At 29.3% G+C, this 13463-nt stretch carries 19 protein-coding genes; 3 read left to right on the top strand and 16 right to left on the bottom strand.

The window, feature by feature from the left end:
• Positions 1-259 precede the first annotated feature (259 nt).
• The 6 genes from BR66_RS0100100 to BR66_RS0100075 all read right to left on the bottom strand — a co-directional run bounded on the left by BR66_RS0100100 (position 260) and on the right by BR66_RS0100075 (position 4005).
• Positions 260-514 carry a hypothetical protein gene (locus BR66_RS0100100; protein WP_026881091.1) on the bottom strand — a complete coding sequence of 85 codons (255 nt, stop codon included), beginning with the start codon at positions 512-514 and terminating at the stop codon, positions 260-262.
• 14 nt (positions 515-528) lie between these two features.
• The gene (locus BR66_RS0100095) at positions 529-1800 is read right to left on the bottom strand and encodes a helix-turn-helix transcriptional regulator (protein WP_026881090.1); all 1272 of its coding nucleotides are present in this window, start codon (positions 1798-1800) and stop codon (positions 529-531) included.
• A gap of 266 nt (positions 1801-2066) precedes the next feature.
• Positions 2067-2285 (bottom strand): hypothetical protein, encoded by a 219-nt coding sequence (locus BR66_RS0100090; RefSeq protein ID WP_026881089.1) that lies wholly within the window; start codon positions 2283-2285, stop codon positions 2067-2069.
• A gap of 346 nt (positions 2286-2631) precedes the next feature.
• Positions 2632-2760, bottom strand: coding sequence for a hypothetical protein (locus BR66_RS26565; protein WP_278246790.1), 129 nt, complete (start codon positions 2758-2760; stop codon positions 2632-2634).
• Between the two features lie 385 nt (positions 2761-3145).
• Entirely contained in the window at positions 3146-3502 is a 357-nt protein-coding gene (locus BR66_RS0100080; protein ID WP_026881088.1) for an MmcQ/YjbR family DNA-binding protein, read from the bottom strand.
• Positions 3503-3801: 299 nt separating this feature from the next.
• Positions 3802-4005 carry a hypothetical protein gene (locus BR66_RS0100075; protein WP_026881087.1) on the bottom strand — a complete coding sequence of 68 codons (204 nt, stop codon included), beginning with the start codon at positions 4003-4005 and terminating at the stop codon, positions 3802-3804.
• Positions 4006-4618: 613 nt separating this feature from the next.
• Between BR66_RS0100075 and BR66_RS0100070 the strand changes: the two genes are divergently transcribed.
• Positions 4619-4882, top strand: coding sequence for an aspartyl-phosphate phosphatase Spo0E family protein (locus BR66_RS0100070; protein ID WP_026881086.1), 264 nt, complete (start codon positions 4619-4621; stop codon positions 4880-4882).
• Here BR66_RS0100070 and BR66_RS0100065 read toward each other — a convergent pair.
• The 5 genes from BR66_RS0100065 to BR66_RS0100045 form a co-directional block, all read right to left on the bottom strand.
• Positions 4879-5061 (bottom strand): hypothetical protein, encoded by a 183-nt coding sequence (locus tag BR66_RS0100065; RefSeq protein WP_026881085.1) that lies wholly within the window; start codon positions 5059-5061, stop codon positions 4879-4881. The two genes, BR66_RS0100070 and BR66_RS0100065, sit on opposite strands and share 4 nt — an antisense overlap.
• A 265-nt stretch (positions 5062-5326) precedes the next feature.
• Positions 5327-5692, bottom strand: a complete 366-nt coding sequence (locus tag BR66_RS22685) for a nuclear transport factor 2 family protein (RefSeq protein WP_051624027.1) — start codon at positions 5690-5692, stop codon at positions 5327-5329.
• 93 nt (positions 5693-5785) lie between these two features.
• The gene (locus BR66_RS0100055) at positions 5786-6691 is read right to left on the bottom strand and encodes a helix-turn-helix transcriptional regulator (RefSeq protein ID WP_026881084.1); all 906 of its coding nucleotides are present in this window, start codon (positions 6689-6691) and stop codon (positions 5786-5788) included.
• 138 nt (positions 6692-6829) lie between these two features.
• Complete coding sequence (locus tag BR66_RS0100050) at positions 6830-7642, bottom strand: nitroreductase family protein (RefSeq protein WP_026881083.1); 813 nt, start codon at positions 7640-7642, stop codon at positions 6830-6832.
• Between the two features lie 28 nt (positions 7643-7670).
• Entirely contained in the window at positions 7671-8522 is an 852-nt protein-coding gene (locus BR66_RS0100045) for an SDR family oxidoreductase (RefSeq protein ID WP_242841079.1), read from the bottom strand.
• A 570-nt stretch (positions 8523-9092) separates the two neighbouring features.
• On the opposite strand from BR66_RS0100045, the gene BR66_RS0100035 reads away from it, so the two are divergent.
• Positions 9093-9419, top strand: a complete 327-nt coding sequence (locus tag BR66_RS0100035; RefSeq protein WP_026881081.1) for a hypothetical protein — start codon at positions 9093-9095, stop codon at positions 9417-9419.
• 104 nt (positions 9420-9523) lie between these two features.
• Here the strand turns inward: BR66_RS0100035 and BR66_RS22680 are convergent, their stop codons facing one another.
• The 3 genes from BR66_RS22680 to BR66_RS0100025 form a co-directional block, all read right to left on the bottom strand.
• Positions 9524-10240 carry a DNA cytosine methyltransferase gene (locus BR66_RS22680; protein ID WP_278246795.1) on the bottom strand — a complete coding sequence of 239 codons (717 nt, stop codon included), beginning with the start codon at positions 10238-10240 and terminating at the stop codon, positions 9524-9526.
• A 36-nt stretch (positions 10241-10276) separates the two neighbouring features.
• Entirely contained in the window at positions 10277-10423 is a 147-nt protein-coding gene (locus tag BR66_RS25980; protein WP_162174125.1) for a DNA cytosine methyltransferase, read from the bottom strand.
• Positions 10424-10805: 382 nt separating this feature from the next.
• Positions 10806-11192 (bottom strand): winged helix-turn-helix transcriptional regulator, encoded by a 387-nt coding sequence (locus BR66_RS0100025; RefSeq protein WP_026881080.1) that lies wholly within the window; start codon positions 11190-11192, stop codon positions 10806-10808.
• 154 nt (positions 11193-11346) lie between these two features.
• Here BR66_RS0100025 and BR66_RS0100020 point away from each other — a divergent pair, with 154 nt between their 5' ends.
• A complete protein-coding gene (locus tag BR66_RS0100020; RefSeq protein ID WP_026881079.1) occupies positions 11347-12000 on the top strand; it encodes a flavodoxin family protein in 654 nt (217 codons plus the stop codon).
• Positions 12001-12324: 324 nt separating this feature from the next.
• On the opposite strand, the gene BR66_RS0100015 is transcribed toward BR66_RS0100020, so the two are convergent.
• Positions 12325-12720 (bottom strand): pyridoxamine 5'-phosphate oxidase family protein, encoded by a 396-nt coding sequence (locus BR66_RS0100015; protein ID WP_026881078.1) that lies wholly within the window; start codon positions 12718-12720, stop codon positions 12325-12327.
• 354 nt (positions 12721-13074) lie between these two features.
• Positions 13075-13463, bottom strand: a 389-nt coding sequence (locus BR66_RS25975; RefSeq protein ID WP_026881077.1) for an NADPH-dependent F420 reductase, incomplete at its 5' end; no start/stop codon positions are given.

Here is a 13463-nt window from a genome sequence, read left to right as displayed (position 1 = left end):
ATTTCTTATTATATAAATAATCCCTGTGTCGCAATATTTTACTATAGCAACTTAAATTCTATAAAAATTATATCATATTATTATTGGTAAATTTTATATTATTTTGATTCTTATTATAAAATTCTCCAATGTGGAGTTAATGCTGCTTGCTTAATATTACCTGTAAACAATTACATTTTTACCTGAATATAATACTGGAAATTCACCTTGTTTTAGTTCAAAATAAAAAACTAGGTGGTTGGCCTAGTTTTTTATTAAATCATCCTAATGGTGAATCCATGTCTATATTGATTCCATGGTTAGATTGAATCATTCCATATGGTGAACCCTGATCTATATGGATTATGTGTTTTGATTGAACCATTCCATATGGTGAATCCTCGTCAACGTGTATGGTATTTCCGCTTAAACCACTTGTTACATTATAATTTTTTACTACACCCGATAATAATGTAAGTGCTAACATTGAACAACCTATACCTAGAGTGACATTACGTAAAATTTTAAATTTCATAACTATTCCCCCTATTAATTTAAATCATTTGATAATATTAAATACTTTTCACAAGGTATTGATTTCCCTTGTTTAGAGTACATAAGAGCTATTTTATCATAAATTGATTTAAGATTATTTTTATCCTTTTTAATCTTTAATAGTTCAATCAATTTCATATAGACACTTTCTAAATTAACCAAATTATTTAATTTATCGTATATATCTTCCAATGTATAATAGCCTTTTATTAAATATTCTATGTCATTGTACTCTAAGGCATAATTTAAACCTAAATCTATAGTTTTAATTGCATCACTATATAAATTTTGTTTCAAAAAAACATTTGATTTTTCAATTAAGCTATGTGACAAATTTGATTTATTAAATTGACCTTTAAATTTTTCTGCCATTTCAAAGTATTTTAAACTCTCCTTAAATTCATCTTTATGACAATAATTTAATCCCAAATTATTGTATACATAACCCAAAACAGGAGTTTCGTTATCTGAAATTTTAGTAAGCAAATCCTTATAAGTATCTATAGCTCTATCATAATCTCCATTCAGTTCATGGCAAATTGCTTTAGTATTAAACCCGAAATAATAAAAGTGGTCCGTTTCATCACTTATTTCTAAATATTTTTCAATTGTCTCTAAAGCCAACTTAATTTTATTTGTTTTTTTATATGCATTCGCCAAATTGTACAAAGACGATTGTTGAACCTTCTTATCATCATAAATAAATGAATAATATTGGCTTGAATTAAAATAAACTATAGCTGTATCATGTTGTAAGTCTTTACCTTTAGAGATACCCATTCTAAGATAAACCTGTCCTAACTCTTCGATTTTACCCATAGTCCTGTATATTTTTATAGCCTTGTCATAGTTAATACAAGCATCATCAAAATTTTTCTTTTCTTCATTAATTTCTCCAATTTTAAAACATGTTTTAGCCTGTACAAATAATAAATCATATTGGTGGATTAATTCAAAAATTTCTTTTATGGTACTTTCCGTTATGTCATCATTTTTAAGCTTATTTAAACAATAAATTTCAGCATCTTCAGCTGGGGAACGCATTAAATATACTTCATCAATATTCATTATAATGTTAAGTTCTTCAGCTTTTTCGTTAAATTTTTCAGCTAGGCTCACTCCTGTAGCAAAGGTTATATCTCTTCTGCCTGTTTCAATCATACTTATGAGTCCTCTAGTTACTCTTTCTGAAATTAAATCCTCTTGTTTAATATTTAATTGCTCCCTTAGCTTCCTAACCTTTTCTCCCGTCGTTAAAAATTTCATTACATCACCTTTTCCCACAATATTCTATATATGTATATTATACAATAGCAAAATGGGAATAGCAACATTTTTTGTTATTTAATGTTTTTATACATTTTATGTTTTGTAATCGTTTTTAGAACCATATTTCTTAGGTTTTTTTAATTAATACAGCCATAAATAAGACTAACTATTAATGTCACAATATAGTACACTTGGCGAAACTGTAATGCTACCTCAGTACCAATCAGAATCTATTTTTATATTTTCTCTTTCTACATAATATTTTATATGCTATCTTCAAGTAATTTAATATATTTATCACTTACAATTTCACCTTCTTTGCATGCTTTGATTAATGGTTCTAAACATTCTTTTCTGTATTGTTCCAATTCTTCTATTGTAGTTGTCCCATTCTTCAGTAGTACTTTTTCTATTGCTTTAATTTGTGCTGCTAAAATTGATATACTCATTAAATTCTCATAATCAAATTTATATTTTTCCATACTACCACTCACCTTTCCGCTTTATACTTCTATATTTAAAACGTATTTTCCTTCTTTTAACTATTTTTTTATTATTTTGCTTTAATTTTAAGGTATTAGAAGTATTTAAAACTCCAGAATTTTTATCTTAACAAATAAGATAAATATCCTGGCCCCCCTTTAATAATAAATTAAATGCCGTTTGCCTTACACCATTTCATATAATTAATTTGTAGTAACTACCTTTATCTATAATTCTATTTATTACGTAAAAATAGCACTTGGAATTAACCAAATGCCTATATATAAGAGGGGTAATCTCTATATTTATATACTAACCTTAATTTGTGACAATGCTATGTCCACATTAAATACTAGATGTAAATAATTCACTTAGTATATTTTCTAACACATCAATCACAATACTGTCACCAGCCATCTTGTCCAGTTGACTGCCTGCTTCATCCCTACCTTTGTTTAATATTACTAATATCAACTTTTGTTATATCGCCTAGATTATAATCTTCAGATATTCCATGCATTACTGAATATGCATAACTATTTTATGACATAAAGAAAGAACACTCATTTCTGAATGTTCCCTTCTTACTTTTTCTATAATATTATCATACTACTATGATTTAATATATTTTTAAGATATTTTTAATATTTGTTTCAAATGCATTTAAGTGTTATTTTCAATCTATATTGTTAGCTCTTGATTTGCTCTATATTGCTACATATAATCTTTGAAATGCGAAGTAAAACCACCACAAAATCCATTTATGAATAATGCGGTGTTTTAAATAATTGTTCAGTTTTTAATTTGTGACGCTAAATTAGAATTTTGTGTATTATATTTTATTTTTGTTCATCAATTTCTATTTTGTTAAATCATAGCTCAGATTAATTAAATTGTAGATTTCTTCTTTATGAAAAGGGCTATCCAAAACAATTGTAATCCAGTGTTTTTTATTCATATGGTATGCAGACAAAATTCCTTGTTGGCTTCTTAAGAAACTGTTTAATTCTGGGTCACACTTCAAGTCTAATATCTCAGCACTTCCTTCTCCTGTTAAGCCTAATTTAATTCTTGGTACATTCATAATTATTCCATACCATTTTCCACCACTCTTATGTCTAAGTACCGCATAATTTGGATACTTAAACCAAGGATAGTCTGGCTCTGTATCAAATTTTTCCTTTACATAAGCAAGAATTACTCCTCTTTCTATCATAAAAATGCCTCCCGAAACCATGTATAAAATCATTTAATATCCGCCAATTAATCTATAGATTAATAAATAATCTGTACTTCGCAGTTTTTTACCAATATGACTTAATTAATGATAATTATATCATATTAGTATGGTAATAAACTCTTATTTCCGCTTTTTAACACCGTATTATTCAATTTTCAAAGTACATTGTTCGTATTTTCATTTACGATAGTTAGATTGCCTTATTTTCATATGGTGAACCAACTGTTCGTTATTCCTACATTACTAATACCAGGTTAATTAACTTATTTACTATCTTAGGCTTCACTTACCCTTTGCTCCATTAAATCCAGTCTTGTTGCTACATACTTATTGGATATATTTACAAAATACCTAAGTTCTATTATCTTATATTCTCTATCCGTTAATATCTCAAGTGCATTATCAATTTTTTCTATCTGCACCTCTAGCTTATGTTTCCTTTTTTTAAGCCACTCTGATTTATATCTTCTGGTTATCATTTCATTTTCAACTGGACTGTTAAATTTATTTGCTCAGATTCCATGGATTCATTCCTCCTTTTTTATCAGCGACTTAATAAATATTAACTTGTCCATATATCACCATTCTAGAATTTATTTTCTTTTTTTATCTTAGTTATCTCTTGAACTATTAAATCATAGTTTTCTTTCTGAAATGCATCTAATTTAATCTTTTAATTTAGATGATGATTCATGTTTACCACGAGCACCTTTCTGCTTTAAATTAGTATAGGTTCTTCAAAACCACAGTCTCACCGTGGGTGTAGACAGGCTGTTGATACTAATACCCAAATATTTAGAAAGACATGTAGGGGGATGTTTCTCACTGAATAATAAGTTACTTAAATCTGCTGTAAGATCATCACTCTTTCGTAATTGTGCTTGAAACAACAAATGCATATTATCTCTCACTCCATAGCTTACTTTGGATTTAAGTCAATAGTATAGACACTTTTTTTAAAATTGTCTATATATGAACCAAATAATTATGTATTAAAATATTTATTTGTTTTGTATTGATTTATGTCACAAACTATATTACAATTGTGTGACATAACAAATATATAAATATAAACAAAAAGGAATGATACTTATGAATTTAGTTGGAAATCTAGAAATTGTGAGAGAGCAACTAGATTATATATTATTAAACGAGCATGACATATCCCATGATAAAATAATTAGATCAGGCATAGAAAATAAAAATATAGAAACCCTGAGAAGACAAATAGATTATCTGTTATTAAACGATTGTGACATATCGGATAATAAATTGATTAAATTAAGTACAGAATTGGACGAGCTTATTAATAGGTATTACTCCAATGATGACAAATCTAATTTTAGTAACGATTAATTTTGTATTTTCATTTCTAATTTATTAGATCTACTATCCAAAAATCTTTTCTTTTGATACGTAAGACTTTCATATTCCTGCTCATCTATTAAACCTCTTTGCTTAAGTTTATCTAATAAATGAATCATATGCTCACAAAGTTCTTTTATATCATTCTCATATTTGTTATCATTCACCACATTAAACATCTCCAAAATATAAAATCTTCATATTGTGATAATGTTAGATTTTAACAATTCTTAAAATACCTTGTTACATATCATTTATCGTAACTAGTTAAAAATAATTTAGTGCTACCAATAATTCATGTATTAAAATACGATTAATATAATAATCCAAACTAAAAAAACACCTTAATGGCAAATTATCTCACATACTATTTGAAGATGAATCTATGATTAGAGATTATCAAGCTATAAAAAGCACTTGGTTTCTAAAAGAACATCAAAAGAAAATACCAACCTTCGCTAAGAATGCGGGAGTTAATAAGATTTTTAAAGCCGTGATTTTATCATTACTTATCGTAAAATGATAGTCTAAATTTACTGGACTTCCTTCGAAATCACCAGACACTGATGCAGTAAGTAACTTTTCCTCGTTTCTGTCTACTAATTTTATAGCATCTAGTTTCACTTTATATTCTTTACTTAACCATTCATTCCATTCTTTTATAGCCTTAATACCATTTATATCTTTTCCTTCATCTTGTACAACTGCATTTTCTATGAAACAAGCAATATATGCATCACTGTTATGTTCATTACTTGCCTTAATAAAATCATCAATAATCTTTGGTAATTTTGTATACATGTTATCATCTCCTTATTAGGTTATATCTAAATTTTAACTACATATCAATTATAGCAATCAAAACCTGATACCAGTATGTCATATTATAATCATCTACTTATATTTATTTATTATATCTTCTAACTTTGATTTAATTACTTCTCTCACTTTAATAGGTTCTAAGACTTCAATTGTCGTACCAAACGAAAGAATGTAATCATATATCCAAACTCCTCTTGGTAAAGAAGCATCCACATTGAAAGAACCGTCTTTATTTTTAATAATAGCTTCTTTATCAAATTCATCATATATTCTATATGCCACACTTGATGAAAACCTTAATTTAAGATTAATTAAATTATCCACTTCATTCTTTTCAGGTTCAATTAGTTCTTCATCTAAGTGCTTTTTAGTGTAAAGTTCTTCAGTTAGCTTAACATCAAACATACGAGTAATCTTAAAAGTCCTATCTTCATTTTTTGTTAAACAAAAACCTTTTAGATACCATGATTTAGCTTTAAATCTCAGTTTTATGGGTTCAATTTTTCTATTAGTTTTTTCGCCTTTTGAGTTGTAATATTCAAATGTAATTATTTTATTATTTATAATAGCATTTTTTAGTATCTCAAATTTTTCCTTTACATGTTCATTGCTACCCCAGCTTGAGAAGTCAACTTCAATCCAATTATAATTTTCTTTTTTAAAGAAGCTGCTTAATTTTGAAAGTGTTATATCAATAATTGGATACCCTGTTGCCGTCAAACTTTGAAGAGCAATCAATATCTCATTTTGTTCATCTTCAGAAAGCACTGATTTATTTAACACAAAATTATCTAAAAGTGTGATTCCCCCATTTTTCCCTTGGGTTGCATATATTGGTATTCCTGCTGAACTTAAAGTATCAACATCTCTATATATTGTTCTTGATGATACTTCAAAATGTCTTGCTAGCTCTTTAGCGGTTACTATCTGTTTATCAAGCAAGATATATACAATTTCAAATAATCTATTTATTTGCATATAATCACCTCGAGATCATTATACAATGAAATCTTCACAATAGTATGCTAAGATTTCATTTACATTGCAGTCTTATATTCTAATAACTTAAGGTATATCAGCTACATTAGCTAGCTATATTAATCATTTAAAGCAAATCTATTCCCAAGTTATTTGTAGCGGATTTCTATCTACAAGCCGTTTAAAAGTATATTTAGGAAATCCCACCATTAGTCCACCGGTAACGCTCATATTTTGTGGCAAATTTAAAATACGTTGAAGTGGTTGATAACATGATGTAGCACAATTCTCAAAAAATCCAGCCCAACAAGTTCCAAGTTCAATAGTGGGTGCATAGAGCTGAGCATAGGCAAGAGCGAAATGAGTGTCATCTCTACCAATAGACATCATGCTGCTATCGGTTATGGCTACAATAAGACATGGCGCAGATCTCAAAACAACATCTATGCCATATTTGTGGTAATTATCTACCTGTGTTTTAATACTGGATGCCAATGTTGAAGTGTCATCTTTATATTTTTCCTCGGCCCATTCGATTGTGATCTCAGTAATTTTTTTAAGTGTATTAGGGTTATCTATTACGTGATAAGACACTCCTTGTAAGTTGCATGCACTTGGAGCAAAGCGGGCAATGTCAAGAAGTTTACTTATCTTTTCACGAGGTACAGCAATCTTCTTATAAGAACGTATTGACCGCCTTGATCGTAAAAATTGAGCCGCTGAATCTGCATTTAAATTCAGGTTTTTTTTAAGTAGTACTTGATTTTTTAATGGTGAATTCAGATTATCTAGTGCTCCATTAGGACATGCGGCTACACAGTGTCCACAGCTAATGCATTGTTGTTTTATAACTTCTGGTCCATATGTACCTATACCTAAAGCTCCTCGGCATACATTTACGCAAAGACCACACTGAGTACATTTTTCTTTATCTACTTGAATGAAGTTCATATTTATATCACCTTTCTTTATTAAATCACTAGACTGAACGAAGGGTTCCACCGTCAATAACATGCTCACTGCCAGTAATATATGAAGCTCGGTCTGAAACCAAAAAGGCCACGAGTTCAGCTACTTCTTCTGGGCGAGCTGGACGTCCAAGTGGAATACCTCCCAGTGAATCCATCAATTCCTGCCTGGCACCTTGGTAATCAGTATCTGAATTCTTAGCCATTCTTTCAATAAGTCTTTCAGCGGCTTTTGTTTCTGTGAATCCATGTGCGACTGTATTTACACGTATTCCATATGATGCCATTTGATTTGCGAGACCCTTACTGTAATTTGTTAAAGCAGCCTTCGCCGCTGAGTACGGCATAGTCATACTACCAGGGAGACGTCTTTGAATTGATGTAATATGGATAATGACACCAAATCCTTGTTCCTGCATAGATGGTAATAATCCTCTATCAAGGCGGACAGCAGAAAATAAATTGGCATTGAAGGTGTTTTGCCAGTCATCATCACTCTGAAGAAGAGCACCTCCTACTGGAGCTGACGATCCACCAACAGTGTTAATCAATATATCTACACCACCGAAAGACTCAATTACTTGTTTAACAACACTATTCACACCCTCTGGTGTACTGACATCAGCTTGGATGAATAGGTCTGATACGTTGCTATCAGATGGAATTGACCTAGCAGTAGTTATTACTGTTGCTCCAGAACTCTTAAGACGCTTAGCGACAGCCTCGCCAATTCCCTTAGTCCCACCTGTGACTAAGATTCGCTTACCTACAAATTCTTTTGCGTTGAATTGGTTATAGGATGGTATATCCATTGTCCCATTAATATTTTCGTTATTATTTACAATAATATTCTTTTTGTCCATTTTGTCGGCCTCCTGCTACTATAAAAAATTTATTTAAACCATGTGTTTATTATAACCATAGTAACTTGACAGCTGTGTGTCATATTATTAAAGGCATACGATATAAAAAATATTATATTGAACCTAATGAGAGTTGGCGTCACCAGGAGGAAAGAGGAATTTTTTTTAACTTTAAAAACTTTGGAATTGATTTCATTATTTTTTTACGAAGTACAAGCGGAAGATAGTTAAGTGGTTTGAACATATCAGGAATATCTTTCATTTCCAATTCAAGCTTATCATTAAGATATTTATGCTTCATTTGAAACTCGGCCAATATTTTGCTCTAAGTTTTTACATATATTTTATATTTATCTATTTTGAATATAAGAGATTTATTTCCTTTCTTTCTTTATAGTTGTAAAGAAAGAAAGGAAACAATAAATAAGATGTAATTACTACCCATTAATAATAAATGATATTCGAGCATAAATATGTTGTAATTTTCGTATCGGCCTCCTTTTTGAAACTTATGGTTTTCTTAGTCAAAATCACAAAAAACAAATCGCAAATGAAACATTTATACATTGTTTGGATGAAGCTGATTCTTGTTTTGGAGTGAACTACGATAAAATAGATAAAGAAAGTAAAAATTCTTATTTTATAAATATATATTCTAACTTACATACAGCAATGTATATATTACCATTTACTTCTTATGCTAACGTGGAAAATAAGGATGAAAATTCAGCAAATGCAATATCAAGATTGTATTTAACCATGACAGTAACTAATAAAAGCAATAGTAGTTGGAAGGCTGTTACTCAAAAGAGACAAGCTATATTTAAATATTTACATTATATAAGCACCAATCCTAATGATAAAAAGTCACAATTGAGTTACTGTCTTTATCTATAATTCTATTTATCACATAAAAATAGCACTTGGAGTTAACCAAATGCCTATATAAGAGGGGTAATCTCTATATTTATATACTAATCTTTATTTATGACAATACTATGTCAATATTGAATACTCATTGCAAATAATTCACTTAGTATACCTTCTGACACATTAACCACAATACTGTTACCAGCCATCTTGTACAGTTGACTGTCTGCTTCATCCCTACCTTTGTAGAATTTTTCTCTTAAAATCGCTCTAACCTTTAGGTAATCATCACCAAACCCCATTAGTCTCCAGAACTCTAAAGGTGTTAATTTTCTTATCCTACATTCTACTATTTTAGGGGCATTATAACTTGACGTTGTTAATGTTGGACTTACGCTATCTTTTGAAAATACTCTATTATTCATCATAAAGCATTTAGGATTTTGAATTTCTCCAAGCTTAAATATGCCAGTTGTTTTATTAGTATCTCTTTTATTAAGGTCCATTTCAAAATGTCTCTCCAACTCCTTTGAATAATTGTCTTTTAAGTAGTATTTTTCATTAACTCCACCATCCTCTAAAATATCTTTCATAGTTGAGGTTCTGTATATTTTTCTTTTTATAAACTTAAAAGAATCTTTGCAAATGTCTTTTCTTATAGACACTACAAAAACCCTTTCTCTATGCTGAGGTACTCCATAATCTTTACTATTCAATACTTTCCAATAATTACGGTAACCTAACTCCTCTAATGTATTTAAATACTTATCGAAATTATGTTTATGCTTCTTACATGTTACTGCCTTTACATTTTCCCAGATAACATACTTTGGCATCTTATTTCTAATAATATCAACTTTTGTAATATCACCTAGATTGTACTCTTAAGATATTCCATGCATTACTGAATATGCATAACTTGCAAATTTATCAATTTCACAGTAATTCACCAATTGATAATCTACTTTTAGATTTTCTAGTGCCTTCTCAAAAGCACCAATTCCACTAAATAAACTCAACATTTTTATCATTTACACTTCTCCTTATTTTGATATTAGGTTATTTACACACCGCCCGTCACACCAAAACAAGTTTTACAATATGTTGTATTAGTTATTCACAGTATCTACAATATGCTGTGCATAACTAATTTAAGATATAAAAAAGAACACCCATTTCTGAATGTTACTCTCTTGCTTTTTCTATGATATTATCGTACTACTATATAATAAATAAAGCTGTTGTAATAACCCTTAGACTAAAACTTTGCCAATCTATTCTCATTAAGTATCCTCCAGTTCATATTTTTTTTTACTTTCATAATTCAATATTGGGAAATTACGGTTCATTCTTTCATTTAGTTTGTTGTTTCGTCTAATGAGAAGATTGCGTATGAAAGTAAATAGGGATCATTTAAAAATTTGATTTCGACTTATCAAGTTTAAGTTGTTCTTCACCCCATTTAGACAATTCATTCAATGCAGGAAGTAGTTCTTTACCTCTTTCTGTTAAAGAGTATTCAACTTTAGGAGGAATTGCTTCGTATTGGATTCTAACGATAAGATTATGCTCTGCCAATTCTTTTAAAGATTTTGTAAGCATCATATTAGTAATACCTTTAACTTTTCGTTTTAATTCATTATATCTAGTGAAGTCATTATCAAATAAGTACCACATAATAGGCAACTTCCACTTTTGTCCAATAATCTCTAATGCATATATAAGGGGACATCTTGTATTATAGTTCTCATTTATAGAGTCACTAGGTAATTCTACATTACAATCCAAATCATCATTCATAATTACAACTCCTTTAAATTCAATAGTATATTTTTTATACTAACACAGAAAAAACTGCGTACTTATGTATTTATGACTTTATGATATATAATTATAGCATAAAAGAAAAATAAAAAAATAAATGAGAAAATAAAAAAATAAGAGGAGTATTACTATGAAAGTTTATGCTATTAATGGAAGTCCAAGAAAAAATAAAAATACAGCTACATTACTTCAAAAAGCTTTAGATGGAGTAAAAGAAGCTGCAAAAGATAAAGAAGTTGAAACTGAAATAATTAATTTATATGATTTAAACTATACTGGATGTAAAAGTTGCTTTGCTTGCAAAAGACTTGGAAGTAAAAGTTATGGAAAATGTGCTATAAAGGACGATATCTACGAAGTTTTAGAAAAGGTATCGCAAGCTGATGGGCTTATTTTTGGTTCTCCAATATATTTTAGTAATATAACAGCTCAATTATTGGCATTTTTAGAAAGACTATCGTTTCCTTATTTAGTGTATGATGAGAACTATTCTACAATTGCACCAAAGAAGATGCCAACAGCATTCATTTATACAATGAATGTTCCAGAAAATCTTATGGAACAAGTTGGTTATCCAACAGCCTTTAATAAAATTGAATCTACTATTGAAGGTATATTTACAAAACCATTAGTTATGTATTCAAATGATACTTACCAATTTGATGATTACTCAAAGTATGAATCTAGTGCCTATTCTGAAGAAGCAAAAGCAGAACATAGAAAAATACAATTTCCTTTAGATTGTCAAAAATCATTTGAATTAGGTGCAAATTTAATAAAATAATATAACTAACTAAGTGAATAGTTCCCTTGAAATATTCTAATTAAATTTAATATTTCAAGGGAGTTTTATATTTAGATAAAGTAAGTATTTATACACTATCTATAAGACATAATATATTACAATTGTGACTTAATCACTAGAAAAATAATACCATTAAACACCATTTTTACAAACTAATACAGCCTATCTATATACATTTCATAATTTAAATAGAAATTATAGTTTGATGTTAAAACGATTTGCCCTGCGTAAAGGTCTAAATTGGAATAACTTAATTGTAAAGTCAATACCACTGAATTACAAGTGGTATTGACTTTATATGAATTATAGCGAGAATGTTTCAGGTTCATCAGTATAAGAATAAATAGTGGATGTTCCTTTTGTAAAGTATAAAACAGCAAAAACTCCATCATCAACGTTATACTTGGATTTTAAATTTGGTATAGTTTCAAGTGCAAATTCTTTTACTTCACGTCTATCATCATTTGCAACTTCTCCAGTAACACGAATCCATTGTCCTGTTTTGTTCATACAAGAAATTTCGACTTTAGGGTTTTCTATCATTTGTTTAAAGCATTTTTTTGTATTGTCTGTGGCAATGTATAATTTTCCTTCATATTCTAAGACAACACCAAATGGTCTGACCCTTGGTTGATCGCCTTCATTAGTTGCTAGATAAAAAGGTACACTTTCTTTTAAAAATTCTAATGTTTTGTTCATAAGTATGCTCCTCTCGTATATGTGTGTTAAAATTGACTACATATTTCACCAAATATTTAATAAATTATACTGCTAAGATAAAAAGGGGCGTTCAAGATAATTATTATTGTTATGTTGAGTGCCCCTCATAGTTTAAATTTATTTCAATACTTATTTATCAGATAGTAGTTGTCCCCCTATACTGATATTTTCTTTTTCATTTTCTTTTATAAAAACATAAACTCCTTGTTGTGCAGCTTTTGTAACTTTAACAATTGTCAATAGTCCATTAATGTTACCCCATTCCTAATTTATCACGAATTCATTATAATGTTATAAGGAATATGTTAGATACAGTTAAATTTAATAGATATACTACTCTTCAATTTGTGTAAAATGCTCTCCCGAAAGTGGTCCACCGACGTATTGCATCATTTTGCCTCCAATTGCAAGAGATCCTAGATCAACAGGATAAAATCCCATTTGTTCGAATAATCCTTTAACTATGGATTTTGCTTCTAGATCATCTCCAGCATAAAATAGAACACGTTTGCCACCGTTAACTTCTCCGTCTATAAATGGTGCATATAGTGAACTAAAAGCCTTAATTATCCTTGCACCAGGTAGAGCTTTTGATACCGTCTCACTGGATGTCAGTGTTTCTAAATCTGGTTCAGGAGAATTTGTAGCATCAATAACAATTCTATTTTTCCAATTAGGCAATCCCTTTACAGCCTCAGATATTTTTGCAAATGGCACCGCTA

Origin of the sequence: Clostridium akagii DSM 12554 (assembly GCF_000686725.1) — a bacterium.
Lineage (GTDB): Bacteria > Bacillota > Clostridia > Clostridiales > Clostridiaceae > Clostridium_I > Clostridium_I akagii.
Note: the sequence above shows the minus strand (reverse complement) of the source record. Positions and strands in the feature narration are given on the sequence as shown.

What these genes read in the sequence shown, in the direction of transcription:
- BR66_RS0100100 (WP_026881091.1), bottom strand. Translation starts at nt 514, where the DNA reads ATGAAATTTAAAATTTTACGTAATGTCACTCTAGGTATAGGTTGTTCA.
- BR66_RS0100095 (WP_026881090.1), bottom strand. Translation starts at nt 1,800, where the DNA reads ATGAAATTTTTAACGACGGGAGAAAAGGTTAGGAAGCTAAGGGAGCAA.
- BR66_RS0100090 (WP_026881089.1), bottom strand. Translation starts at nt 2,285, where the DNA reads ATGGAAAAATATAAATTTGATTATGAGAATTTAATGAGTATATCAATT.
- BR66_RS0100080 (WP_026881088.1), bottom strand. Translation starts at nt 3,502, where the DNA reads ATGATAGAAAGAGGAGTAATTCTTGCTTATGTAAAGGAAAAATTTGAT.
- BR66_RS0100075 (WP_026881087.1), bottom strand. Translation starts at nt 4,005, where the DNA reads ATGATAACCAGAAGATATAAATCAGAGTGGCTTAAAAAAAGGAAACAT.
- BR66_RS0100070 (WP_026881086.1), top strand. Translation starts at nt 4,619, where the DNA reads ATGAATTTAGTTGGAAATCTAGAAATTGTGAGAGAGCAACTAGATTAT.
- BR66_RS22685 (WP_051624027.1), bottom strand. Translation starts at nt 5,692, where the DNA reads ATGTATACAAAATTACCAAAGATTATTGATGATTTTATTAAGGCAAGT.
- BR66_RS0100055 (WP_026881084.1), bottom strand. Translation starts at nt 6,691, where the DNA reads ATGCAAATAAATAGATTATTTGAAATTGTATATATCTTGCTTGATAAA.
- BR66_RS0100050 (WP_026881083.1), bottom strand. Translation starts at nt 7,642, where the DNA reads ATGAACTTCATTCAAGTAGATAAAGAAAAATGTACTCAGTGTGGTCTT.
- BR66_RS0100045 (WP_242841079.1), bottom strand. Translation starts at nt 8,522, where the DNA reads ATGGACAAAAAGAATATTATTGTAAATAATAACGAAAATATTAATGGG.
- BR66_RS25980 (WP_162174125.1), bottom strand. Translation starts at nt 10,423, where the DNA reads ATGATAAAAATGTTGAGTTTATTTAGTGGAATTGGTGCTTTTGAGAAG.
- BR66_RS0100025 (WP_026881080.1), bottom strand. Translation starts at nt 11,192, where the DNA reads ATGAATGATGATTTGGATTGTAATGTAGAATTACCTAGTGACTCTATA.
- BR66_RS0100020 (WP_026881079.1), top strand. Translation starts at nt 11,347, where the DNA reads ATGAAAGTTTATGCTATTAATGGAAGTCCAAGAAAAAATAAAAATACA.
- BR66_RS0100015 (WP_026881078.1), bottom strand. Translation starts at nt 12,720, where the DNA reads ATGAACAAAACATTAGAATTTTTAAAAGAAAGTGTACCTTTTTATCTA.